The organism is Pseudomonas sp. 65/3-MNA-CIBAN-0223 (assembly GCF_040310425.1).
Taxonomy (GTDB): domain Bacteria; phylum Pseudomonadota; class Gammaproteobacteria; order Pseudomonadales; family Pseudomonadaceae; genus Aquipseudomonas; species Aquipseudomonas gregormendelii.
The window spans coordinates 213010-234580 of record NZ_JBEOPV010000008.1; the positions used below are offsets into that span (position 1 = coordinate 213010).

Below are 21571 nucleotides of genomic sequence, written 5' to 3' on the forward strand. Positions count from 1 at the left end.
CTCCCGCACACGGAGTCCGGGGTTTCCCCGGACTCAGGGTTTTACTTTTTTGCGACTTCAGCGCCGCCTTCCTGCAGACCCAGGTCAGCCAGTGCTTTTGCAGCAACTTTGGCTGGCAGTGGGATGTAGCCGTCTTTCACTACAACTTCCTGGCCTTGCTTGGACAGAACCAGCTTCACGAACTCAGCTTCCAGCGGGGCCAGAGGCTTGTTCGGCGCCTTGTTGACGTACACGTAGAGGAAGCGCGACAGCGGGTATTTGCCGTTCAAGGCGTTTTCTTCGGTGTCTTCGATGAAGTCAGTGCTGCCTTTCTTGGCCAGTGCCACGGTCTTCACGCTGGCAGTCTTGTAACCGATGCCCGAGTAACCGATGCCGTTCAGCGAGGAGCTGATGGACTGCACGACCGAAGCCGAACCAGGTTGTTCGTTGACGTTCGGCTTGTAGTCGCCTTTACACAGGGCTTCTTCCTTGAAGTAGCCGTAGGTGCCCGATACCGAGTTACGACCGAACAACTGAACCGGCTTGTTCGCCAGGTCGCCGGTCACACCCAGGTCGCCCCAGGTTTTAACGTCGGCTTTACCACCGCACAGACGAGTCGACGAGAACACCGCGTCGACTTGTTCCATGGTCATGTGCTGGATTGGGTTGTCCTTGTGCACGAACACAGCCAAGGCGTCCACGGCAACCGGGATGGCGGTTGGCTTGTAGCCGTACTTGGTTTCAAAGGCCTGCAGCTCGTTGTCCTTCATCTTGCGGCTCATCGGGCCCAGGTTGGCGGTGCCTTCAGTCAGCGCAGGTGGCGCGGTGGAGGAACCAGCGGCCTGAATCTGGATGTTTACGTTCGGGTATTCTTTTTTGTAGTTCTCGGCCCACAAGGTCATGAGGTTGGCCAGAGTATCGGAGCCGACGCTGGACAGGTTGCCCGACACACCAGTGGTCTTGGTGTAGCTCGGGATAGCAGGGTCAACAGCGGCAACCGCGTTGGCAGTCGCAACGCCAGCAGCGACAAAAGTCATTGCCGCCATCAAACGCTTCAGTTTCATGCCTTACTCCTAGCAGATAGGGTGTGTTAAGTCGGGGCCAAGTATTAGCAGGCCGTGTGAACACTCTATGGCTGAAATATGACAATTGGATGAAAGGCCACCATTCGATGCCGGAAGGGAGACCCGCGTTGCCCGCATCGCGAGCAGGCTCACTCCCACAGCGGTTCTGAAGTGATTACAGAGTCAGTGTGGGAGCGAGCCTGCTCGCGACGGGGTCGGCAAGATTGAAGAAGATTGCGCGCTAGCGCCCCTTCTTCCAGAGGTACCCACCCACCACTATCCCGACGCCACAAATGATCGCGACATAGTAGGCCGGGCCCATCGGGCTTTCCTTGAGCAGCAGGGTCACCACCATCGGCGTCAGGCCGCCGAAGATGGCGTAGGCCAGGTTGTAGGAAAACGACAGCCCGCTGAAGCGCACCACCGCCGGGAAGGCCTTGACCATCACGTAGGGCACCGCACCGATGGTACCTACCAGCAAGCCGGTCAGGGCATACATCGGGAACAGCCAGTCGGGGTGGTTGAACAGGCTGTGATAGAAGGTCCACGAGCTGATCAGCAACGCGGCGCTGCCGAACACGAATACCCGACCTGCGCCAAAGCGGTCCGCCAGTGCGCCGGACGCAACACACCCCAGGCTCAGGAAGACGATGGCGAGGCTGTTGGCCTGTAAGGCGACGGTTGGCGCGAAATGGTAGACGGTCTGCAGCACGGTCGGGGTCATGAGAATGACGACGATGATGCCGGCAGACAGCAACCAGGTCAGCAGCATGGAAATCAGGATAGCGCCACGATGGTCACGCAACACGGCCTTGAGCGGCACTTCTTCGGCCAGCGCTTTGCGCAGTTGCAGCTCGGCAAATACCGGGGTCTCGTGCAGCCAGCGACGCAGGTAAACCGAGAACAGGCCAAACACACCCCCCAGCAGGAACGGGATACGCCAGGCGTAATCAGCGACTTCGGTGGGGGTGTAAAGGCTGTTGATCGCAGTGGCGACCAATGAGCCCAGGAGGATGCCGGCGGTCAGGCCGCTGGTCAGGGTGCCGCAGGCGTAGCCGATGTGACGCAGGGGCACATGCTCGGAAACGAAAACCCACGCGCCGGGCACTTCCCCGCCAATAGCCGCGCCCTGGATGACCCGCATCAGCAGCAACAAAATCGGTGCCCACATGCCGATCTGCGCGTAGGTTGGCAGCAGACCCATGATCAGGGTCGGCACCGCCATCATGAAAATGCTCAAGGTGAACATTTTCTTGCGGCCCAGCAGGTCGCCGAAGTGCGCCATGACAATGCCGCCCAATGGGCGCGCCAGGTAACCGGCAGCGAAGATGCCGAAGGTCTGCATCAGCCGCAGCCACTCGGGCATGTCGGCCGGGAAGAACAGTTTGCCCACCACCGTGGCGAAAAATACGAAGATGATGAAGTCGTAGAATTCCAGCGCACCACCGAGGGCGGACAGCGACAGGGTCTTGTAGTCATTCCGAGTCAGCGGACGTGCGGGTTGTGTTGGCTGCGCGACGCTCGAGGGCGCTGTGGTCATGGCAAGGCTTCTCTTATAGTCGAATCTGCAACCTCAACAGCTCTGGCCGAGGCTTGGGCAGGTCCGGCACGATAGCAAATTGTTCGAAAAAGCACATGGATGTGCATATTTGACGGTCAAAATGAGAACCCGACGGTCGTCTCGGAGTCTACCGACCGATATACTCGCAATCCTGCAAGGATTTGACTGGGTTGCTGTGCGAAAACGCCTGCCGGGGTACATAGGCGATTTCGCAGAGTTTCCCTTTTAGGCGCCTTTCGAAAAACGTGACGAACGTAGTATGTTCGGGGCTGAATCGTTTTTTCTTAGGACGGCTATTCACCTGAAGTACCAATGAAGACTCACGGGTCAGAGGCACCCCCGGCATGATAGAGCTCGAACAAGAAGATCCAATTCCGCAAGGCGACCTGGCCCTGCAAATCACTGCATTGCCGCGCGAAACCAACGGCTTCGGCGATATTTTCGGCGGTTGGCTGGTGGCGCAGATGGATTTGGCTGGCACTGCGATGGCCAGCAAGGTCGCGGGCGGTCGCGTAGCCACCGTGGCGATCGATCGCATGGCGTTCCTGGTACCTGTAGCGGTAGGCGCCCAGCTCTCCTTCTATACCCAGGCCCTGGAAATCGGCCGTAGCTCGATCCAGATGATGGTTGAGGTGTGGAGCGACGATCCGCTGTCCAGCGAATGGCGCAAGGTCACCGAAGCGGTGTTCGTGTTCGTTGCCATCGACGGCAGTGGGCGTACTCGTTCGGTTCCGTCCAGAGCTCGATAGCCCTAAAGCGTCAAACGCCGGGAGCGTTTTGCGGTCCATTGCAGCCCTGTTCCAGATTGAGAGTCGCCCCATGAGCACGCCCAACGTAGAAGCCATGAAACTGGATGAACTGAACTGCTGGCGCATCCGCCACGGTCAGGCCGAATTGCTGGTCGCCCAGCAAGGCGCGCAAATCCTCAGCTATCAGTTGGCCGGCCAACCGCCGCTGATCTGGCTCAACGATGAGGCAGTGTTCAACACCGGCAAGAGCATTCGTGCCGGTGTGCCCGTCTGCTGGCCATGGTTCGGCAATCTGGCGCGCAACCCGCAAAGCGTTCAGGCCATGCGTTCCAGCCAGGAGCCGGCGACGGCCCACGGGTTTGTCCGGGCGATGGACTGGGAGCTGGCCGGCATCGAGACCGAGGGTGAAACCCTGAAGGTCGAGTTCGCCCTGCCCTACCCCGATGGCGGCTTTCCAGGCTGGCGGCATGAAGTGGATCTGAAGCTGAGCATTCGCCTGGATGAGCAGCTGCACATCGGCCTGACCAGTCATAACCGCGGCAACTCAAGCGTCACGATCAGCCAGGCATTGCACAGCTATTTCGCGGTCAGCGATGTGCGCACTGTGCATATCGAGGGCCTGGATAGCTTGAACTACATCGAGACGCTGGATGACTGGAAAACCGTGAAGCAGATCGGTGACCTGCAGTTCACCGGCGAGACTGATCGCATCTATCTCGATACGCCCCAAACGCTGAGCATTGTTGACCCGGCGTGGGAACGGCGGATCGAGCTGCGCAGCAGCGGTTCGCGCTCGGTGGTGATCTGGAATCCGTGGGTTGAGCGCGCGGCAGCGTTCAGCGACATGGCTGACGATGGCTGGCAGCGCATGCTGTGCATCGAGACGGCGAATGTGATGGACGATGTGGTGGTGCTGGCGCCGGGGTCGAGTCACACGCTTGGTGTGAGCATCGCCAGCAAGCCGCTTTAAAAGCATCGCTTTTACCGGACACCTACAAATCCGACTCCTGCACCACCCGCACCGTGGCCGCATCCAGGGCATACGCCGCATCAGCCAGGTCGTTAGTGACCTGCTCGACTTTCAGCGTGCCGGTGACCCACAGCGGCGTGTAGATATCATCCAGTTTCAAGCCTTTTGGGTAACGCACCAGCACCAGCTGATTGGGCGGCGGTGGTGGCACGTGGATGCAGGCGCCTGGATAGGGCACCAGGAAGAACAGCGTGCTGCGACCCTTGGCGTCGCTCTCCAGCGGCACCGGATAACCACCGATACGAATCTTTTTGTCGTTCATCGACGCTACGGTTTTGGTCGAATACATCACTGCGGGCAAGCCCTTGCTCTGCTTCATGCCACCTTTTTCGGTAAAGGTGCCATCGCCTTCGGGAGAGTCGTGATCGATTTCCGGCATGGCCTCGAGGGCCTTCTGGTCGGACTTGGGCATCAATTGCAGCCAGTCGGTTTCCGGCAGCTCACTGCCATGGACGAGGCCGGCGCCCAATAAAAGTACGGTCAACAGAATGCGGCGCATGGAGGTGCTCGGGTTTGAGGGAGTGTTGGAACGCCGAGCATTCTAGCCCTCTCTGCACGCCGCGCAGAGAGGGCTTTGTCGCCTGAATCAGTTCTTTTTGATCAAGCCGTAGATCACCAGCAAAATCACGGCACCGACCAGCGCGCCCAGGAAACCTGCGCCTTCGCCGGCCTGGTAGAAGCCCAACGCCTGGCCGCCATAAGTGGCCGCCAGCGAACCGCCGATACCGAGCAAGATGGTCATGATCCAGCCCATGCTGTCATCGCCCGGTTTCAGGAAACGCGCCAGCAGGCCGACGATCAAGCCGATAAAGATGGTTCCAATAATTCCCATGACATTTCCCTCTGATTGAATGGCTATGCAGAAGACTAGTCAGACTTTCGCATACTGCCATCAGAGAACGGCGGGCCTTGAATGGTTCCGCCGCTGTCAGGTGAAACTATTCGGCGATGAGCGCTTCGACCTTGATGATCTGCTGCTCCAGCGTAGCCTTGTCGGCGCAGCGCAGGTTGGCATGACCGACCTTGCGACCAGCCTTGAACGCCTTGCCATAGTGATGCAGGTGGCAATCGGCGATGGCGATCACTCTCTCTACCGGCGGCACGACGCCGATGAAGTTGAGCATGGCGCTCTCACCGACCTTGGCCGTCGAGCCCAGCGGCAAGCCGGCAACGGCGCGCAGATGGTTCTCGAACTGGCTGCACTCGGCGCCTTCCGTCGTCCAGTGTCCGGAGTTGTGAACGCGAGGGGCGATTTCGTTGGCCTTGAGACCACCGTCAACCTCGAAGAACTCGAACGCCATCACGCCCACATAATCCAGGTGTTTGAGCACGCGGCTTGAGTAATCTTCGGCCAGGCCCTGCAGGGGGTGATCGGTACTGGCCACGGACAGCTTCAAGATGCCGCTGTCATGAGTGTTGTGCACCAGCGGGTAGAACCTGGTTTCGCCATCGCGAGCGCGCACGGCAATCAGCGAAACTTCCCCGGTAAAAGGTACAAAGCCTTCCAGCAGGCAGGCCACGCTGCCCAGTTCGGCAAACGTACCTGCTACATCTTCGGGTTTGCGCAGGACTTTCTGACCCTTGCCGTCGTAACCCAGGGTACGGGTTTTCAACACGGCAGGCAGGCCGATAGACGCCACTGCGGCGTCCAGGTCGGCTTGCGACTGGATGTCGGCGAACGCTGGCGTCGGTATCTCCAGGTCCTTGAACATGCTCTTCTCGAACCAGCGATCACGCGCGATTCGCAGGGCTTCGGCGCTCGGGTACACCGGAACGAACTGTGAGAGAAATGCGACGGTTTCCGCCGGTACGCTCTCGAATTCGAAAGTCACCAGATCGACTTCATCTGCCAGCTGGCGCAGGTGATCCTGATCGCCATAATCGGCCTGCAGATGCTCGCCCAACGCGGCTGCGCAAGCATCCGGCGCAGGGTCCAGGAAAGCGAAGTTCATACCCAGCGGGGTGCCCGCCAACGCCAACATGCGACCCAACTGGCCGCCACCGATTACACCGATCTTCATCGTCAACAACCTCAGGCGATGCGTGGGTCTGGATTTTCCAGGACGCTGTCTGTCTGCTCAGCGCGGAATGTTTTCAGCACCGCGTGGAACTGCGGGTGCTTGGCGCCCAGGATGCTTGCCGAGAGCAAGGCTGCGTTGATTGCACCGGCCTTGCCGATGGCCAGCGTGGCGACCGGAATGCCCGCAGGCATCTGTACGATGGACAGCAGCGAGTCGACGCCCGAAAGCATGGACGACTGCACCGGCACGCCCAGCACTGGCAGGTGGGTCTTGGCCGCACACATGCCTGGCAGGTGCGCCGCGCCGCCGGCACCGGCGATAATCACCTCGATGCCACGCGCCTCGGCCTCTTCGGCATACTGGAACAGCAGGTCCGGGGTACGGTGGGCAGAGACCACTTTCACCTCGTAAGGAATGCCGAGCTTTTCCAGCATATCGGCGGTGTGGCTAAGGGTGGACCAATCGGACTTGGAGCCCATGATCACGCCAACCAGTGCACTCATCGTCGTGCCTCTTCTCTCTGGGCGCCCGCAGGCGCGTCAAAAAACAACAAGCCACGCGGGAAATCCGGCGTGGCTTGTTGTACGAATTCAGGCCGGTCGAACCGGCCAAAGGCCGCGCAGTATACCGTAATGAAGCAGATAAACAGCCCCCGAAACGACCATCTGTCCTACGGCGCAAAGTGCCGGTTTTATTGACCTGAAGGTCAGCCAACAAGATCAAAAGATCGCAGCCTTCGGCAGCTCCTGCGCCGATCTCTTCAGGAGCTGCTGAAGGCTGCGATCTTGGCGTCCGTAAACACAGCGCAGTTTATGAACCCTGCGCCGCACCGCCTTCCAGCTTGCGCCACAACAACCGCACGTTCGCCTTGCGAACCAGCGCACAGCGATACAGACGAATTTCCAGCGGCACATGCCATTGCGGGCCGCCGCATACCACCAGCTCCCCGCGCGCCAGCTCGGCGCGCACACTCAGTTGCGGCACCCACGCTATCCCCAGGCCTTCGAGCGCCATGCTCTTGAGGCTGTCGGCCATCGCCGTCTCATAGATGGTGGTGAAGCGCAGTGCCCGCTGGCGCAGCAGCATATTGACCGAACGCCCCAGGAATGCACCGGCGCTGTAGGCCAGCAGCGGCACACTGCCTTCGCCTTCGAGATCGAACAGTGGCTTGCCATCGGCATCGGCGGCGCACACCGGGAGCATTTCGGTCTGGCCCAAGTGTAGAGACGGGAAAATCTCGGGGTCCATCTGCATCGCAGCGTCAGGGTCATAGAACGCGAGCATCAGATCGCAGCCGCCTTCGCGCAACGCATGCACCGCGTCACCTACGTTAGTGGCGACCAGTCGAGTGGCGATGTTCAGGCCTTCGTTGCGCAACTGCGCAATCCAGCGCGGAAAAAAGCCCAGGGCCAACGAGTGCGCCGCAGCGACTTGCATGACCTCACCCTGCCCGCCTTCCAAGTGATGCAGGTGGCGCAGCACTTCACCGAGTTGCTCGACCACCGTTCGCGCGGTGACCAGAAACAACTGCCCCGCCGCCGTCAGTTCAATCGGCGTGCGCGAGCGGTTGACCAGCTGCAGACCCAGCGCCGTTTCCAGGCTGCGGATGCGCCGGCTGAAGGCAGGCTGCGTCACAAAACGGCGTTCGGCGGCCTGGGAGAAACTTCGGGTAGCGGCCAGGGCACTGAAGTCCTCGAGCCATTTACTTTCCAGATTCATCAAGTCCTCCCGGACACGCACCAAATTAGGTCACACGCTCTTTACCAACACGGCGTCACATTCCCATTATGCCGAATTTGCATAGGTCAGTGTTTAACAGCATTGGCCGAAAACTCTCTACAAGCCTAGCATTTGCAGTGTTCCGGCACAGCCCGGGTCCATATTGAGATGATTTCTATCATGTCCTCCGCTGCATCTTTCCGCACAGAAAAAGACCTGCTTGGCGTACTTGAAGTACCTGCTCAAGCGTATTACGGCATCCAGACCCTGCGAGCGGTGAATAATTTCCGTCTCTCCGGCGTTCCGATTTCGCATTACCCGAAGCTGGTTGTCGGCTTGGCAATGGTCAAACAGGCCGCCGCTGACGCCAACCGCGAGCTGGGTCACCTGAGCGAAGCCAAGCACGCTGCCATCAGCGAAGCCTGTGCACGATTGATCCGCGGTGATTTCCACGAAGAGTTCGTGGTGGACATGATCCAAGGCGGCGCTGGCACTTCGACCAACATGAATGCCAACGAAGTCATCGCCAACATCGCGCTGGAGGCCATGGGTCACCAGAAAGGCGAATACCAATACCTGCACCCGAACAACGACGTGAACATGGCGCAGTCGACCAACGACGCCTACCCGACTGCGATCCGCCTGGGTCTGCTGCTGGGTCACGACGCACTGCTGGCCAGCCTCGACAGCCTGATCCAGGCGTTCGCCGCCAAGGGTGAAGAATTCAGCCACGTGTTGAAGATGGGGCGTACCCAGCTGCAAGACGCCGTGCCGATGACCCTCGGCCAGGAATTCCGCGCCTTCGCCACCACCCTGAGTGAAGACCTGGCACGCCTGAAGACACTGGCTCCCGAGTTGCTGACTGAAGTGAACCTGGGCGGCACAGCCATCGGTACCGGCATCAACGCCGACCCGCGCTACCAGCACCTGGCCGTTCAGCGCCTGGCGTTGATCAGCGGACAACCGCTGGTACCGGCTGCCGACCTGATCGAAGCCACCTCGGACATGGGCGCCTTCGTGCTGTTCTCCGGCATGCTCAAGCGTACAGCAGTCAAACTGTCGAAGATCTGCAACGACCTGCGACTGCTGTCCAGCGGCCCGCGCACCGGCATCAACGAAATCAACCTGCCGGCACGTCAGCCAGGCAGCTCGATCATGCCCGGCAAGGTCAACCCGGTAATCCCGGAAGCAGTGAACCAGGTGGCGTTCCAGATCATCGGCAACGACCTGGCCCTGACCATTGCGGCCGAAGGCGGCCAGCTGCAGCTGAACGTGATGGAGCCGCTGATCGCGTTCAAGATCTTCGACTCGATCCGCCTGCTGCAACGCGCCATGGACATGCTGCGCGAGCACTGCATCGTCGGCATCACCGCCAACGAAGAACGCTGCCGTGAACTGGTCGAGCACTCGATCGGCCTAGTCACCGCACTGAACCCGTACATCGGCTATGAAAACGCCACCCGCATCGCCCGTATTGCCCTGGAAAGCGGCCGTGGCGTGCTGGAGCTGGTGCGTGAAGAAGGCTTGCTCGACGACGAAATGCTCGCCGACATCCTGCGCCCGGAAAACATGATTGCTCCGCGTCTGGTCCCGCTTAAAGCCTGAGCCGACACGTTGTTTGCAGTACCGCTCACCAGGTCGAGGGACTAGACACCTCTCACCTTTTGAGGGCTTGGGGACTTGCTCCCCAGGCCCTTTTTTTTACCGAAAAACCCGTGGGAGCGAGCCAGCTCGCGATGGCGGTGGCAAACCTGGATTAGATGGGACTGATAAACCGCTTTCGCGAGCAGGCTCGCTCCCACACAAAAGCATGGGTATAGTGCCGCCCCTCTTCGCGTGAGCGGTCGTCGGTAACGAGACCCAAACCCATGCGAAACCCGAACTAATAACAAACCCGCGATTTGGAACCGGGACGAAAACTTCGCCTCGCCTGTTTTGCCGTGCGCAAATCGGTGTAACGCGATGTTTCTGCCCCGCCCAGCATTTGCCTACACAAAAAAACAGCGAGGAATAATCCATGCTCGAAGTCATTAACGACTTCCTCTCAGGAAAAGTACTGATCGTGCTCATTGTCGGGCTCGGTAGCTACTTCACGATCCGCTCGCGTTTCGTACAACTGCGCCACTTCTTCCACATGTTCGCGGTGTTCCGTGACAGCCTCAAAAGCAGCGCCGGGCAATTGAGTTCGTTCCAGGCCCTGATGCTCAGCCTCGCCGGCCGCGTCGGTGCAGGCAACATCGCCGGGGTCGGCATCGCCGTGACCCTGGGTGGCCCGGGCGCTGTGTTCTGGATGTGGGTAACTGCACTGGTCGGCATGTCCAGCAGCTTCTTCGAATGTTCCCTCGGCCAGCTCTACAAGCGCTGCGATTCCGAAGGCCAGTACCGTGGCGGCCCGTCCTACTACATCCAGCACGGCCTGCAGAAACGCTGGCTGGGCATGATCATGGCATTCCTGCTGCTGATCACCTTCGGCTTCGCCTTCAACGGCTTGCAGTCCCACGCCGTGACCCACTCGCTGAACAACGCCTTCGGGCTAGACACCACTTACACCGGTATCGGTCTGGCAGTGCTGCTGGGCCTGGTGTTCATTGGTGGTATCAAGCGTATCGCCAAGGTCGCCGACCTGCTGGTTCCCGTAAAAACCCTGGTGTACATCGGCGTGACCATCTACGTGATCGTGCTGCAGTTCGATCAAGTGCCAGGCATGTTGATGACCATCGTCAAAAGCGCTTTCGGTCTCGACCAGGCGTTCGGCGGCCTGATCGGCAGCGCGATCATCATGGGCGTGAAGCGCGGCGTGTTCGCCAACGAAGCAGGCCTGGGCAGTGCGCCTAACGTGGCGGCGGTGGCTTCGGTCGAGCACCCGGTGGCACAAGGCGTGGTGCAGGCGTTCAGTGTGTTCCTGGATACTTTCGTGATCTGCACCTGTACCGCTCTGCTGATCCTGCTCTCGGGTTTCTATACCCCTGGTTTCGAAGGCGATGGCATTGCCCTGACCCAGAACTCGCTGGCAGCCGTAGTGGGCGAGTGGGGCCGGATGTTCATTTCCGTGGCGCTGGCCCTGTTTGTGTTCACTTCGATTCTCTACAACTACTACCTGGGCGAGAGCAACCTGCGCTTCCTGATCGGTGAAAATCGCAAGGCGCTGATGGGTTACCGCGCGTTGGTATTGGTGCTGATCTTCTGGGGCGCGATCGAAAACCTGGGCACGGTGTTCGCATTCGCCGACATCACCATGACCATGCTGGCCTTCGTCAACCTGATCGCGCTGTTCCTGCTGTTTAACGTCGGCATGCGCATCCTGCGTGACTACGACGACCAGCGCGCTGCCGGCATCAAGACGCCGGTGTTCGATTCGAGCAAGTTCCCGGACCTGGACCTCGACCTGAACGCCTGGCCAGCCAAGCCACCAGCCGCAGCCACCCAGGCTGAAGCTGAAGCGCAAGGCGTACCCGCAGCGCAACGCTGATCGGTGAATGACGGGCGCATCCCCTGCGCTCGTCAGTTAAAATGTAAAACCTGTGAGAGCAAGCCTGCTCGCGATAGCGCTACGACAGACACTGCAATGTCGGCTGCCAGTGCGCTATCGCGAGCAGGCTCACTCCCACACGTCATGTCTTGTGGAGATTTGCCCATGGTTCCCAGTTCCTACCCTGCCGCCCAGCACGTCATGGTGCTCTACACCGGCGGCACCATCGGCATGCAGGCCAGTGCCAACGGCCTGGCCCCGGCGTCCGGTTTCGAAGCACGAATGCGCGAATACCTGCACAGCCAGCCTGAGCTGGTGGTGCCCCAGTGGCGTTTTCGCGAGATGTCGCCGCTGATCGACAGCGCCAACATGAGCCCGACGTATTGGCAGCAACTGCGTGAAGCGGTGGTTGACGCCGTCGATGTCCAGGGCTGCGACAGCGTGTTGATCCTGCATGGCACCGACACGCTCGCCTACAGCGCGGCGGCCATGAGCTTTCAGTTGCTCGGCCTGCAGGCCCGGGTATGTTTCACCGGTTCGATGCTGCCGGCCGGCGTCGCTGACAGCGATGCCTGGGAAAATCTCGGCGGAGCATTGGTGGCGCTTGGGCATGGCGTGGCCCCAGGTGTGCATTTGTATTTCCATGGCGAACTGCTGGACCCGACTCGTTGCGCGAAAGTACGCAGTTTCGGTCGGCACCCGTTCAAGCGTCTGGAGCGTCAGGGTGGTGGTGCGAAAGCGTCTGCTGTGCCGATGCAGCTTGGCTACCAGCAACACAGGCAGCTGGCGAAAGTGGCAGTGATGCCGCTATTCCCGGGGATTGGCGCCGAGCAACTGGACGGCGTGCTCAACAGCGGCATTCAAGGCCTGGTGCTGGAGTGCTACGGCAGCGGCACCGGGCCGAGCGACAACCCCGAGTTTCTCGCCGCGCTGTCGCGGGCCCGGGATAAAGGTGTGGTGGTGGTCGCGGTAACCCAGTGCCATGAAGGTGGCGTAGAGTTGGACGTGTACGAAGCTGGCAGCCGATTGCGCGGCGTTGGCGTGCTTTCCGGCGGCGGCATGACCCGTGAAGCGGCGTTCGGCAAGTTGCATGCGTTACTGGGTGCCGGTCTGGACTCTGCTGAGGTACAGCGGCTGGTCGAGCTGGACCTGTGCGGCGAGCTCAGCTGACATACAAAACCTGTGGGAGCTTGCTCGCGATAGCGGACGTCAGTCACATCAATGTTGAATGTGCCGCCGCATCGCGGGCAAGCCCGCTCCCACAGGTTGATCATTGGGCACATAACTTGCTGCGTTCCAGCCATCCCCAGGCTGGAAGCCGCCCATGCTCCACTCCCACCTCACCACCCTCAACGCCGTTTCCCTCGTGCTTGACGCCTTCAAGGCCAAAGGCCTGTCCAGCGACGCCCTGCTCGCCGGCAGCGGTATCAGTGCGGCGGATCTGAACCGGGCGGACACGCGCATCACGACCAACCAGGAGATGCAGGTCTGCGCCAACGCGGTCGCGCTCAAGCGTGATATCGGCCTGGAACTGGGCCGGAGAATGCACGTTTCATCCTACGGCATGCTCGGTTATGCCCTGCTCACCAGTGCCACCTTCGGTGACGCTTTGCGCCTGGCGATGCGCTATCCGGCGCTGTTGGGAACACTTTTCGAGTTGAGCCTGGAAGAGGACGATGAGCGCATCTGGTTCGTCGCCGCCGATTACCGGGAGAACCCGGCACTGGCGGTGTTCAACGCCGAGTTCTGCCTGGTGTCTTTGAAAGTCATCTGCGACGACCTCCTCGGGCACCCCCTGCCGTTGCTGGCGGCGCGCCTGGAACACACGGCGCCTGATTATCAGGCGATCTACGCCGAGCACTTCGACTGCGCCCTGCACTTCGACGCGCGGGACAACGCGTTCGCCTTCGACAAGCGCTGGCTGGACCACCCCCTGCCACTGGCCGACACCATCACCCATCAGGCCATGGCCGAGCGCTGCCGCAAGCAGAATCTCGAATTCACTGGACGGCAGGCATGGCTGGGGCGGATCCGGCAGTTGCTGCGCGCACAGCTCAATGCCGCACCGGGCCTCGAAGGCCTGGCGCAGCAGATGAATTGCTCCGCGCGCACGTTACGTCGCCATCTCAAGGAGTTGGGGTGCAGCTATCAGGAACTGCTCGACGAGTTGCGCTTCGAACAGGCCAAACACATGTTGTGCGAAGACCAGATGCCGATCTACCGGATTGCTGAAGCGCTGGGCTTCAGCGAGACCGCCAGTTTTCGACATGCATTCGTGCGCTGGAGTGGCGTAGCGCCAAGCCAGTTCCGCCCCTGAAAAATCGTTTAGGGGCGAATTTCGGTCACATTTTTTGGCCATATTGATCCCCTTTTGGCCTTTCCTGCCGTTCTCCGCATTGCCCTGCGCGAGCAAGACTGTGTTCAACCGAATCAGCCTGCGGAGAACAAGAAATGCTGACCATCTACTCTGACGACCATCACCTGCACCACGGCCGCTGCGAATTGATAGACGGGCAACTCAAGCCCTGCTTTGAAATGCCCTCGCGTGCAGACCACGTGCTGCAACGCGTGCAGAACCAGAACCTCGGCCCCGTGCATGCACCGAAAGATTTCGGCCTCGACCCCATCGCCCGTATCCACAGCCGCGACTACCTGGACTTCTTCAAGGGCGCCTGGACACGCTGGACTGAATTTAATACTGACGGCGACTTGCTGCCGTACACCTGGCCGGCGCGGACCTTGCGTGCAATCAAACCCACCAGTCTGCACGGCCAACTCGGCTACTACAGCTTCGACGGCGGCGCCCCGATTACCGCCGGCACCTGGCAGGCGGCCTACAGCGCAGCGCAAGTTGCACTCACCGCACAGGCCCAGATCCAGGCCGGCGCCCACAGTGCCTTTGCCCTTTGCCGCCCACCGGGACACCACGCGGCCAGCGACTTGATGGGTGGGTACTGCTACCTCAACAACGCCGCCATTGCCGCTCAAGCCTTCCTCGACCAAGGCCATGGGAAAGTCGCAATCCTCGACGTCGACTACCACCACGGCAACGGCACCCAATCGATTTTCTACGAGCGCAACGACGTACTGTTCACCTCGATCCACGGCCATCCGGAAGCCGAGTTTCCGTTCTTTCTCGGCTACGATGATGAGCTGGGTGAAGGCGCAGGCGAAGGCTTCAACTTCAACTACCCATTGCCCGCTGGCAGCGGCTGGGATGCCTGGAGCGCGGCGCTGGAACAAGCCTGCAAAGAAATCGAAACATACGGTGCCGACATCGTTGTGGTGTCCTTGGGTGTCGATACATTCAAGGACGACCCGATCTCTCAATTCAAGCTCGACAGCCCGGATTACCTGGCGATGGGCGAGCGCATCGCCAAGCTGGGGGTGCCGACCCTGTTCGTGATGGAAGGCGGTTATGCCGTGGAGGAAATCGGCATCAATGCGGTGAACGTTCTTGAAGGTTTCGAACGCGCTCAATGAGGAAACAATAACAATGAACAGACTCAAGCGTCTTATCGCGCCAGTGTTGTGCGCCACGGTGCTCGGCGGCGCAGCTCAGGCTGAAGAGCGAACCTTGCGCGTCTACAACTGGTTCGACTACATCACCCCCAAGGCCCTGGAAGACTTCAAGGCACAAAACACCCAGACCAAACTGGTCTACGACATCTTCGACACCAATGAAGCGCTCGAAGCCAAGTTGCTGACCGGTAACTCCGGCTACGATGTGGTGGTGCCGTCCAACGTGTTCCTCGCCAAACAGATCGAGGCAGGCGTGTTCCAGCCGCTGGACCGCAGCAAACTGCCGAATTGGAGTCACCTTGATCCCAAGTTGATGAAGCTGATCGAAGCCAACGACCCGGGCAACAAATTTGCGGTGCCCTACATGTACGGCACAATCCTGATCGGTTTCAACCCGGACAAGGTCAAGGCCGCCCTGGGCGACAAGGCGCCTGTCGACAGTTGGGACCTGATCTTCAAGGAAGAAAACATCAGCAAGCTCAAGCAGTGCGGAGTCGCCCTGCTGGATTCGCCATCGGAGATCCTGCCACTGGCCCTGCAATACCTCGGCCTGGACCCAAACAGCAAGCAGCCTGCGGACTACGCCAAGGCTGAAGCTCTGCTGATGAAAATCCGGCCCTATGTCACCTACTTCCACTCCTCCAAGTACATGGCCGACATCGCCAACGGTGACATCTGCGTTGCCGTCGGTTACTCGGGCAGCTTCTCCCAGGCCGCCAACCGCGCCAAGGAAGCCAATAATGGTGTGAGCGTCGACATGCGCCTGCCCAGGGAAGGCGCACCGATCTGGTTCGATATGCTGGCTATTCCAAAGGGTGCGAAGAACACCGAAGACGCTTACACCTTCATCAATTACCTGCTGCAACCGCAGGTGATTGCGCCGGTCAGCGACTTCGTCGGTTACCCCAACCCGAACAAGGACGCTACCGAACTGGTTGACCCGGCGATTCGCAATAACCCCAACCTGTACCCGACCGACTCGGCGATGAGCACGCTCTATACCCTGCAACCTCTGCCGCGCGATGCCGAACGGGCACGCACCCGTGCCTGGACCAAAATCAAGTCAGGCACTTGAGTAATCATTGAGCTGAGCCTGTCGATGGACTGTTACGCACACTCAATGAGCCGGCACTGCGCACGCCCTATCTGGACCTGAAACCGCTGGCAAATATCGCCTCGTAGCGGCTACCGGCGCCAAACCTTTTCCAGGCGGCCCAGTGCAGCGCGGATGGCTTGCTCTGGAACCGCCGCGAAACCCAGGACCAGTCCGGCCCGCTGGCCCAGGGGGGTTGAAGAGTCCGGCAACCAATAGCTGCTCAGCGGATTGATCTCCACATCGACGCTGGCGGCCTGCTCGACCAGCTCCTGCTCTCGGCGCGGCGAGTCGACCGCCACCGTCAGATGCAGCCCGGCGGCCACGCCGGGCAGGCTGCCGATGCCGGCAATCGCCTGCGGCCAACCAGCCAGGAGGGTATTACGTCGGCTAAGAGCGGCGCGGCGCATGCGGCGGATGTGCCGCTGGAAATGCCCGGCGGCCATGAACTCGGCCATGACCGCCTGGGTGCTGACCTCGGAATGTCGCACGTCCACCGCCCGACGCTGGGAAAACGCCTGCACCAGTGCTGGCGGCAACACCAGGTATCCCAGGCGCAGCGCCGGAAAGGCGACTTTGCCAAAAGTGCCGACGTACAAGACCCGGCCGTGGCGATCGAGTGCCGCCAGCGGTGCCAGGGGGGCGCCGCTGTAACGGTATTCTCCGTCATAGTCATCCTCGACGATCCAGCCTCCGTTGCGTTCAGCCCAGGCCAGCAACTCCAGTCGCCGCGCCAGGCTCATCACCACCCCTGTGGGGTATTGATGAGAAGGCGTTACGTAGGCGAGGCGGCAATCGTCAAGGCTGGCCAGCTGGTTGCAATCAATACCCTCATTGTCCACCGCCACCCCATGCAACCGCGCACCGGCCACCGCGAACGCATGCCCCGCCGCCCGGTACCCCGGATTTTCCAGCGCCACCCCGTCCCCCGGCTCCACCAGCAGCTGTGCACAAAGGCTAATTCCCTGTTGCGCACCACTGGTGATCACTATTTGCTCAGCGGTGCACTGCATTCCCCGGGAACTACGCAAATACGCGGCAATCAACCCTCGCAATCGCGCATCGCCGGCCGGATCGCCGTAGCACAACTGCTGCAAGTCCGGTTTACGCCAGAAAGCCGCGTTCAGCTTGGCCCATATCTCAAAAGGGAACAGGTCGAACGCCGGCACACCCACCCGAAATGCCCGAGGCGGCCCGCTGGGTGGTGTCGCTAAATGGTTCTTTTCGACCCGTTCCAGAGCACCATTGTGGATAACTTTACTGGATGAAATTACAGGTAAGTCCAGCCAATTTGTGGATAAGGCTGTGGACAAGCCTGTTGAAAACCCTGTGGATACTTTTGTGGATAGTTTTTTGTCGAGCGAGTCCGCTTGGGGCAATTGCGCGACATAAGTCCCGTCTCCCACTCGCCCCTCGATAAACCCTTCGGCATACAGTTGATCGTACGCCCGCACCACGCTATTGCGGGAAATTGCCAGCGCTGACGCCAGATCGCGTGTTGCAGGCAATCGGGTGCCACTGGCCAGCCGTCCATCCAGCACGCGCAGTCGTAAAGCCTGGTAAAGCTGTCGACTCAGACCCTGGCGTCGATCGAGTTCGATACCAGCCGGATTGAACGACAGGGAAAGCAGCGACTGGCTCATGGTAATGGACCTATGAAATTGGTCGTTAATGGCTCTTACAACAGACCAATAGCCTGCCTAGGATGCAGGCATTCGCCAAGGAATTTTTCCATGTACAACCCAAGCAGCTTTGCCATCCACGATTTGGACGAACTGCAGCAGCAGATACTCGCCACCCGTCTCGCCCTGGTCGTCACCCATGGCGAACAAGGCTTGCAAGCCAGTCACCTGCCCCTGTTGCTGCGCGGCGACGAAGGTCCCAATGGCACGCTCTACGGTCATTTCGCCAGGGCCAATCCACAGTGGAAGGAACTGCACAATGGTGCTGAAGCGATGGTGATATTTGCCGGTGCCGATGCCTATGTCAGCCCCGGGTTTTACCCCAGCAAAGCCGAGCACGGCAAAGTCGTGCCCACCTGGAACTACATCGCCGTGCACGCGTACGGCACTGCCGAGGTGTTCAGCGATGCCGGGCGTCTGCTGGAGCTGGTCAGCGGCTTGACCGATCGTCATGAAGCGGCCCGCGCGCAGCCGTGGAAAGTGAGCGACGCTCCGGCCGACTACATTGACGGGATGCTCAAGGCCATCGTCGGCTTTGCCCTGCCAATCCAGCGCCTGGAAGGTAAACGCAAACTCGGCCAGAACCGTAGCCCCGCCGATTATGCCGGCGTGCGCGAGGGGCTCGGCGCCAGCCCCGATGCGCATGATAAGGCTCTCGCTCACTTGATGCGTTAAGGAACCAACATGAGTCAGCTCGACATCCGCCAGGTCACCGCCGGCGATCACGCCGCCTGGCTACCCTTGTGGCAAACCTATCTGGATTTTTACAACACCCAGCTGCCTGAAACGGTCACCCGAAGCACCTGGGAGCGCATCCTCGATCCAGGCGAGCCGACCCACGCCGCGCTGGCCTGGGCGGATGGTCGAGCGGTAGGCATGGTGCATTTCATCTACCATCGATCAAACTGGAGCATCGAGAATTCCTGCTACCTGCAGGACCTGCTGGTGGCACCACACACCCGCGGCACGGGCGTCGGCCGCCAGTTGATCGAATTCGTCTACGCCACCGCCAAAAACGATGGCTGCTGCAAGGTCCACTGGTTGACTCACGAGACCAACGCCACCGCGATCCAGCTCTACGAGCGTATCGCCGAGCGGCCCGGTTTCATCCAGTTTCGTAAAGCCCTTTAAGGTTCAAGGAGAACAGCATGTCGACTTCACTCGCGGACTGGAAGGGCGTCCCGGCCCCCTCGGTTCAAACCATCGAAGGTCGGTTTATCCGCCTTGAGAAACTCGATGCGGCCCGTCACGCCGATGGCTTGTTCAAAGCCCTGCAAGGTCCGGGCGCAGATCCCAAGCTGTGGGATTACCTGCCTTATGGACCGTTTCCAGAGCGCAGCGTGTTCGACGATTGGTTGAACAATCATGCGGCCCACAGCGACCCCTATTTTTTCAGCGTGATCGACCGCGCCAGCGATGAGGTGCAGGGCATCCTCAGCCTGATGTCGATCGTTGCGGCCCAGGGCCGCATCGAGATCGGCCACGTGACCTTTGGCGCACCGATGCAACGCTCGCCGAAAAGCACCGAGGCTGTGTATCTGCTGGCCAGGGAATCCTTTGCCTTGGGTTACCGCCGCCTGGAGTGGAAGTGCAACAACGGCAACGCTCGCTCCAAGTATGCGGCCGAGCGGCTGGGATTCAGCTTTGAAGGGGTGTTCCGCCAGCACATGGTGGTCAAGGGCCAGAACCGCGACACCGCCTGGTATTCGATCCTGGACTCGGAGTGGCCGGCCATCGGCGCGGGCTTCGAACAGTGGTTGTCGGATGAAAACCAGACGACGTCGGGTCAGTTGAAGACGCTGGCGGAGTGCCGGGCTTAGGGACTGATCGGCTTACCGGCGGTGGCGCGTGAGCCATCGCAATCGCCGGCAAGCCGGCTCCTACGGATTGGCGGCGCGGCGTAGTTCAACGCTCACTATCGCGCCGCAGCCGCACCACCCCCATTTTCATTCCAAAAGGTCTGAACACTGCATTCAGGGATTTCAACGTCTGATTCCCCTCCCCATGCTCGATATGTACCAGCGTGCGCACCGAAATCTTGCACATTTTCGCAAACTGCGTCTGGTGCAGGCCCGTGACCTCCACACGTAAACGGCGAACCGCCTCGCCGATTTCAAGAGTGCCTTGGGCAAGTGCCTCCCGGATGCTCTCAATGAGCTTTGTGCGCTCTGCAACCGTCATGCTCATTTCAAGTCCCACTCTATCAAACGGTGCTCCAGGCTTTTCAAGGCAATTCGCGGGTGATTCATCGTCGCGTCAGGCAAACCACTGGCACTTAGAATGTCGGGAAGTGCAGCCAGGCGTCGGGCATCCGCACGCAGGCGCTCGTAGATTTGCGATGCATCGCCGAGTGTGGCCAATGGGTCATTCGGATCGGCCAGTTCAGCCACGGCGCTACACACGCCACGCCAATCCACGTCACCTGCCCGTTCCAGTTCTTTTGGCCACTTGGTAGTACGTGTAACACCTTCATCGTCCATCACCATCGGTGCCAGATCGTAAATCGGTGCCAGTCGAAACGAATCAGTGCCACGGATAATCGCGGTGTTGCGACCATGGTTGTCTGAGTTACCGAGAATCTTATTGATCAAGTCGCGTCTCAGATAATCAGCGACCAAATCAGGGATTTCATCAACTTGTCCCGCGCCACGCCAAAGCTTCGCGAGCAGTCGAATCACTTCGATGTGATCCATGGCACTACCGGGTGTAGTGATATTTGCCAACGAATAGACCGATTCGACGGCAAGGCGCTCGATTCTCTGATCGGTCACTCGGCGATCAAAACGCTTCATCCACAGACTCGGCTTGGTGGCCTCTTCCAAAGCCAGGCTCTGCGCCTCAATTGTTTCTATCCCCAGATCCTGCAGCGCCTTGTAGTAGTGATACTCACTCCTGAGGATATCCTGGTCTGTTTTCGAGCCCTTATTGCGGGCGAACTTCACGAACCAGTGCTGGGTAACCTCGGCATCCTCAAGCACAGCGTCGGGGTATAGAAGACCACTTTTATTTTGAGCCAGCAAAAGCTTTGGAGCCTCGCCTCCCGCCCCCGTCGCTCCACCAATCGCGGCACCTTGCTCATAGGCATATTCAAGAAACCGGTTATCACGGGCGATCACGTCCTGACGCTCGAAACCCATTGCCTCGCGCGGGTCTACTGCTTCAGCAGATTCTTTTATCCGCATATTGCCGATCGGTGCCGGCGTGCTTCGAGCCAGTAGATAAAGGGCAGCGTCGATATTTGCAGGCTTGTCTCGGCCGATGCGAGCCATTAGAAATCTTTTCGCCGCTCCTGCAGGTGCAATGTCATACACGAACGCCGGGGCATTGGAGCGCCATCCATCCCAATCCAGTGGAAGCCTGGCACTCACAGCTTTCGCGAAAGGTGTTCCGATGGATTCATAGTTGTCGGCCAGATAACTCTGTTCGTAACCGAAACTGCAGCGGCTCTCAAAGCCTTTTTCAGGGCTGTCAAAGCTCAAGACCATGGCGTCGCGCCAGGTAGCGTCGATGTAGACCTGTAAGGTGAGGTTATACATGCCATCTTCACCTGCATTTAAATGCACATTTTGACGTCAATTGCGAAGCCAACACGCAATATAGTGCATTCAGACCTGGGAAGCACCCTTGCGAACTGCAGTAGAATGCAGATCAAGTTAAAACTTTTAATAAAAAACGCAAAATA

21 protein-coding genes are annotated in these 21571 nt (G+C 59.7%); 11 read left to right on the plus strand and 10 right to left on the minus strand.

Annotation, left to right across the window (positions count from 1 at the left end; translation table 11 throughout):
• Positions 1-41: 41 nt before the first annotated feature.
• On the minus strand, positions 42-1043 hold the full coding sequence (locus AAEZ09_RS12135; RefSeq protein ID WP_045057803.1) for a phosphate ABC transporter substrate-binding protein PstS: 1002 nt from the start codon (positions 1041-1043) through the stop codon (positions 42-44).
• Positions 1044-1284: 241 nt separating this feature from the next.
• Positions 1285-2583 (minus strand): MFS transporter, encoded by a 1299-nt coding sequence (locus AAEZ09_RS12140; RefSeq protein ID WP_350599586.1) that lies wholly within the window; start codon positions 2581-2583, stop codon positions 1285-1287.
• Between the two features lie 365 nt (positions 2584-2948).
• On the opposite strand from AAEZ09_RS12140, the gene AAEZ09_RS12145 reads away from it, so the two are divergent.
• Both AAEZ09_RS12145 and AAEZ09_RS12150 read left to right on the plus strand, forming a co-directional pair.
• On the plus strand, positions 2949-3353 hold the full coding sequence (locus AAEZ09_RS12145; RefSeq protein ID WP_003176975.1) for an acyl-CoA thioesterase: 405 nt from the start codon (positions 2949-2951) through the stop codon (positions 3351-3353).
• A 70-nt stretch (positions 3354-3423) separates the two neighbouring features.
• On the plus strand, positions 3424-4323 hold the full coding sequence (locus tag AAEZ09_RS12150; protein ID WP_350599588.1) for a D-hexose-6-phosphate mutarotase: 900 nt from the start codon (positions 3424-3426) through the stop codon (positions 4321-4323).
• A gap of 22 nt (positions 4324-4345) precedes the next feature.
• On the opposite strand, the gene AAEZ09_RS12155 is transcribed toward AAEZ09_RS12150, so the two are convergent.
• The 5 genes from AAEZ09_RS12155 to AAEZ09_RS12175 form a co-directional block, all read right to left on the minus strand.
• Positions 4346-4882 (minus strand): DUF3299 domain-containing protein, encoded by a 537-nt coding sequence (locus AAEZ09_RS12155; RefSeq protein WP_045057800.1) that lies wholly within the window; start codon positions 4880-4882, stop codon positions 4346-4348.
• 87 nt (positions 4883-4969) lie between these two features.
• A complete protein-coding gene (locus AAEZ09_RS12160) occupies positions 4970-5215 on the minus strand; it encodes a GlsB/YeaQ/YmgE family stress response membrane protein (protein WP_045057799.1) in 246 nt (81 codons plus the stop codon).
• 106 nt (positions 5216-5321) lie between these two features.
• A complete protein-coding gene (locus tag AAEZ09_RS12165; RefSeq protein WP_205891750.1) occupies positions 5322-6404 on the minus strand; it encodes a 5-(carboxyamino)imidazole ribonucleotide synthase in 1083 nt (360 codons plus the stop codon).
• An 11-nt stretch (positions 6405-6415) separates the two neighbouring features.
• Complete coding sequence (gene purE, locus AAEZ09_RS12170) at positions 6416-6907, minus strand: 5-(carboxyamino)imidazole ribonucleotide mutase (protein ID WP_017341565.1); 492 nt, start codon at positions 6905-6907, stop codon at positions 6416-6418.
• Between the two features lie 307 nt (positions 6908-7214).
• Positions 7215-8123: a LysR substrate-binding domain-containing protein gene (locus AAEZ09_RS12175; RefSeq protein ID WP_045057796.1), complete on the minus strand. Its 909-nt coding sequence runs from the start codon at positions 8121-8123 to the stop codon at positions 7215-7217.
• Between the two features lie 180 nt (positions 8124-8303).
• Here AAEZ09_RS12175 and aspA point away from each other — a divergent pair, with 180 nt between their 5' ends.
• From aspA to AAEZ09_RS12205, 6 genes are all read left to right on the plus strand, one after another.
• On the plus strand, positions 8304-9728 hold the full coding sequence (gene aspA, locus AAEZ09_RS12180) for an aspartate ammonia-lyase (RefSeq protein ID WP_045057795.1): 1425 nt from the start codon (positions 8304-8306) through the stop codon (positions 9726-9728).
• A 412-nt stretch (positions 9729-10140) separates the two neighbouring features.
• Positions 10141-11592, plus strand: a complete 1452-nt coding sequence (locus AAEZ09_RS12185; RefSeq protein WP_045057794.1) for an alanine/glycine:cation symporter family protein — start codon at positions 10141-10143, stop codon at positions 11590-11592.
• 165 nt (positions 11593-11757) lie between these two features.
• A complete protein-coding gene (locus tag AAEZ09_RS12190; RefSeq protein WP_350599590.1) occupies positions 11758-12762 on the plus strand; it encodes an asparaginase in 1005 nt (334 codons plus the stop codon).
• A 154-nt stretch (positions 12763-12916) separates the two neighbouring features.
• Entirely contained in the window at positions 12917-13909 is a 993-nt protein-coding gene (locus tag AAEZ09_RS12195; protein ID WP_350599591.1) for an AraC family transcriptional regulator, read from the plus strand.
• 134 nt (positions 13910-14043) lie between these two features.
• Positions 14044-15075: a histone deacetylase family protein gene (locus tag AAEZ09_RS12200; RefSeq protein ID WP_045057791.1), complete on the plus strand. Its 1032-nt coding sequence runs from the start codon at positions 14044-14046 to the stop codon at positions 15073-15075.
• A 13-nt stretch (positions 15076-15088) separates the two neighbouring features.
• Positions 15089-16189: a polyamine ABC transporter substrate-binding protein gene (locus AAEZ09_RS12205; RefSeq protein WP_045057790.1), complete on the plus strand. Its 1101-nt coding sequence runs from the start codon at positions 15089-15091 to the stop codon at positions 16187-16189.
• Between the two features lie 110 nt (positions 16190-16299).
• On the opposite strand, the gene pdxR is transcribed toward AAEZ09_RS12205, so the two are convergent.
• Positions 16300-17850, minus strand: coding sequence for a MocR-like pyridoxine biosynthesis transcription factor PdxR (pdxR, locus tag AAEZ09_RS12210; protein WP_350599593.1), 1551 nt, complete (start codon positions 17848-17850; stop codon positions 16300-16302).
• A 90-nt stretch (positions 17851-17940) separates the two neighbouring features.
• Here pdxR and AAEZ09_RS12215 point away from each other — a divergent pair, with 90 nt between their 5' ends.
• The 3 genes from AAEZ09_RS12215 to AAEZ09_RS12225 are packed head-to-tail and all read left to right on the plus strand — an operon-like array spanning position 17941 to position 19709.
• The gene (locus tag AAEZ09_RS12215; protein ID WP_350599594.1) at positions 17941-18564 is read left to right on the plus strand and encodes an FMN-binding negative transcriptional regulator; all 624 of its coding nucleotides are present in this window, start codon (positions 17941-17943) and stop codon (positions 18562-18564) included.
• A gap of 9 nt (positions 18565-18573) precedes the next feature.
• The gene (locus tag AAEZ09_RS12220; protein WP_045060831.1) at positions 18574-19020 is read left to right on the plus strand and encodes a GNAT family N-acetyltransferase; all 447 of its coding nucleotides are present in this window, start codon (positions 18574-18576) and stop codon (positions 19018-19020) included.
• Positions 19021-19037: 17 nt separating this feature from the next.
• The gene (locus AAEZ09_RS12225; RefSeq protein ID WP_045060832.1) at positions 19038-19709 is read left to right on the plus strand and encodes a GNAT family N-acetyltransferase; all 672 of its coding nucleotides are present in this window, start codon (positions 19038-19040) and stop codon (positions 19707-19709) included.
• A gap of 85 nt (positions 19710-19794) precedes the next feature.
• Here AAEZ09_RS12225 and AAEZ09_RS12230 read toward each other — a convergent pair whose 3' ends face one another.
• Both AAEZ09_RS12230 and AAEZ09_RS12235 read right to left on the minus strand, forming a co-directional pair.
• A complete protein-coding gene (locus tag AAEZ09_RS12230; RefSeq protein WP_045060833.1) occupies positions 19795-20076 on the minus strand; it encodes a helix-turn-helix domain-containing protein in 282 nt (93 codons plus the stop codon).
• Positions 20073-21425: a type II toxin-antitoxin system HipA family toxin gene (locus AAEZ09_RS12235; protein WP_201147252.1), complete on the minus strand. Its 1353-nt coding sequence runs from the start codon at positions 21423-21425 to the stop codon at positions 20073-20075. Before AAEZ09_RS12235 ends, AAEZ09_RS12230 begins: the two co-directional genes overlap by 4 nt.
• Between the last annotated feature and the right edge of the window lie 146 nt (positions 21426-21571).

Excerpts from the sequence above, each read along its gene's own strand:
- AAEZ09_RS12175 (WP_045057796.1), bottom strand. The coding sequence starts at position 8,123 with ATGAATCTGGAAAGTAAATGGCTCGAGGACTTCAGTGCCCTGGCCGCT.
- AAEZ09_RS12230 (WP_045060833.1), bottom strand. The coding sequence starts at position 20,076 with ATGAGCATGACGGTTGCAGAGCGCACAAAGCTCATTGAGAGCATCCGG.
- AAEZ09_RS12225 (WP_045060832.1), top strand. The coding sequence starts at position 19,038 with ATGTCGACTTCACTCGCGGACTGGAAGGGCGTCCCGGCCCCCTCGGTT.
- AAEZ09_RS12150 (WP_350599588.1), top strand. The coding sequence starts at position 3,424 with ATGAGCACGCCCAACGTAGAAGCCATGAAACTGGATGAACTGAACTGC.
- AAEZ09_RS12195 (WP_350599591.1), top strand. The coding sequence starts at position 12,917 with ATGCTCCACTCCCACCTCACCACCCTCAACGCCGTTTCCCTCGTGCTT.
- aspA (WP_045057795.1), top strand. The coding sequence starts at position 8,304 with ATGTCCTCCGCTGCATCTTTCCGCACAGAAAAAGACCTGCTTGGCGTA.
- purE (WP_017341565.1), bottom strand. The coding sequence starts at position 6,907 with ATGAGTGCACTGGTTGGCGTGATCATGGGCTCCAAGTCCGATTGGTCC.
- AAEZ09_RS12200 (WP_045057791.1), top strand. The coding sequence starts at position 14,044 with ATGCTGACCATCTACTCTGACGACCATCACCTGCACCACGGCCGCTGC.
- AAEZ09_RS12190 (WP_350599590.1), top strand. The coding sequence starts at position 11,758 with ATGGTTCCCAGTTCCTACCCTGCCGCCCAGCACGTCATGGTGCTCTAC.
- AAEZ09_RS12155 (WP_045057800.1), bottom strand. The coding sequence starts at position 4,882 with ATGCGCCGCATTCTGTTGACCGTACTTTTATTGGGCGCCGGCCTCGTC.
- AAEZ09_RS12145 (WP_003176975.1), top strand. The coding sequence starts at position 2,949 with ATGATAGAGCTCGAACAAGAAGATCCAATTCCGCAAGGCGACCTGGCC.
- AAEZ09_RS12215 (WP_350599594.1), top strand. The coding sequence starts at position 17,941 with ATGTACAACCCAAGCAGCTTTGCCATCCACGATTTGGACGAACTGCAG.
- AAEZ09_RS12160 (WP_045057799.1), bottom strand. The coding sequence starts at position 5,215 with ATGGGAATTATTGGAACCATCTTTATCGGCTTGATCGTCGGCCTGCTG.
- AAEZ09_RS12165 (WP_205891750.1), bottom strand. The coding sequence starts at position 6,404 with ATGAAGATCGGTGTAATCGGTGGCGGCCAGTTGGGTCGCATGTTGGCG.
- AAEZ09_RS12235 (WP_201147252.1), bottom strand. The coding sequence starts at position 21,425 with ATGTATAACCTCACCTTACAGGTCTACATCGACGCTACCTGGCGCGAC.
- pdxR (WP_350599593.1), bottom strand. The coding sequence starts at position 17,850 with ATGAGCCAGTCGCTGCTTTCCCTGTCGTTCAATCCGGCTGGTATCGAA.
- AAEZ09_RS12140 (WP_350599586.1), bottom strand. The coding sequence starts at position 2,583 with ATGACCACAGCGCCCTCGAGCGTCGCGCAGCCAACACAACCCGCACGT.
- AAEZ09_RS12135 (WP_045057803.1), bottom strand. The coding sequence starts at position 1,043 with ATGAAACTGAAGCGTTTGATGGCGGCAATGACTTTTGTCGCTGCTGGC.
- AAEZ09_RS12205 (WP_045057790.1), top strand. The coding sequence starts at position 15,089 with ATGAACAGACTCAAGCGTCTTATCGCGCCAGTGTTGTGCGCCACGGTG.
- AAEZ09_RS12185 (WP_045057794.1), top strand. The coding sequence starts at position 10,141 with ATGCTCGAAGTCATTAACGACTTCCTCTCAGGAAAAGTACTGATCGTG.
- AAEZ09_RS12220 (WP_045060831.1), top strand. The coding sequence starts at position 18,574 with ATGAGTCAGCTCGACATCCGCCAGGTCACCGCCGGCGATCACGCCGCC.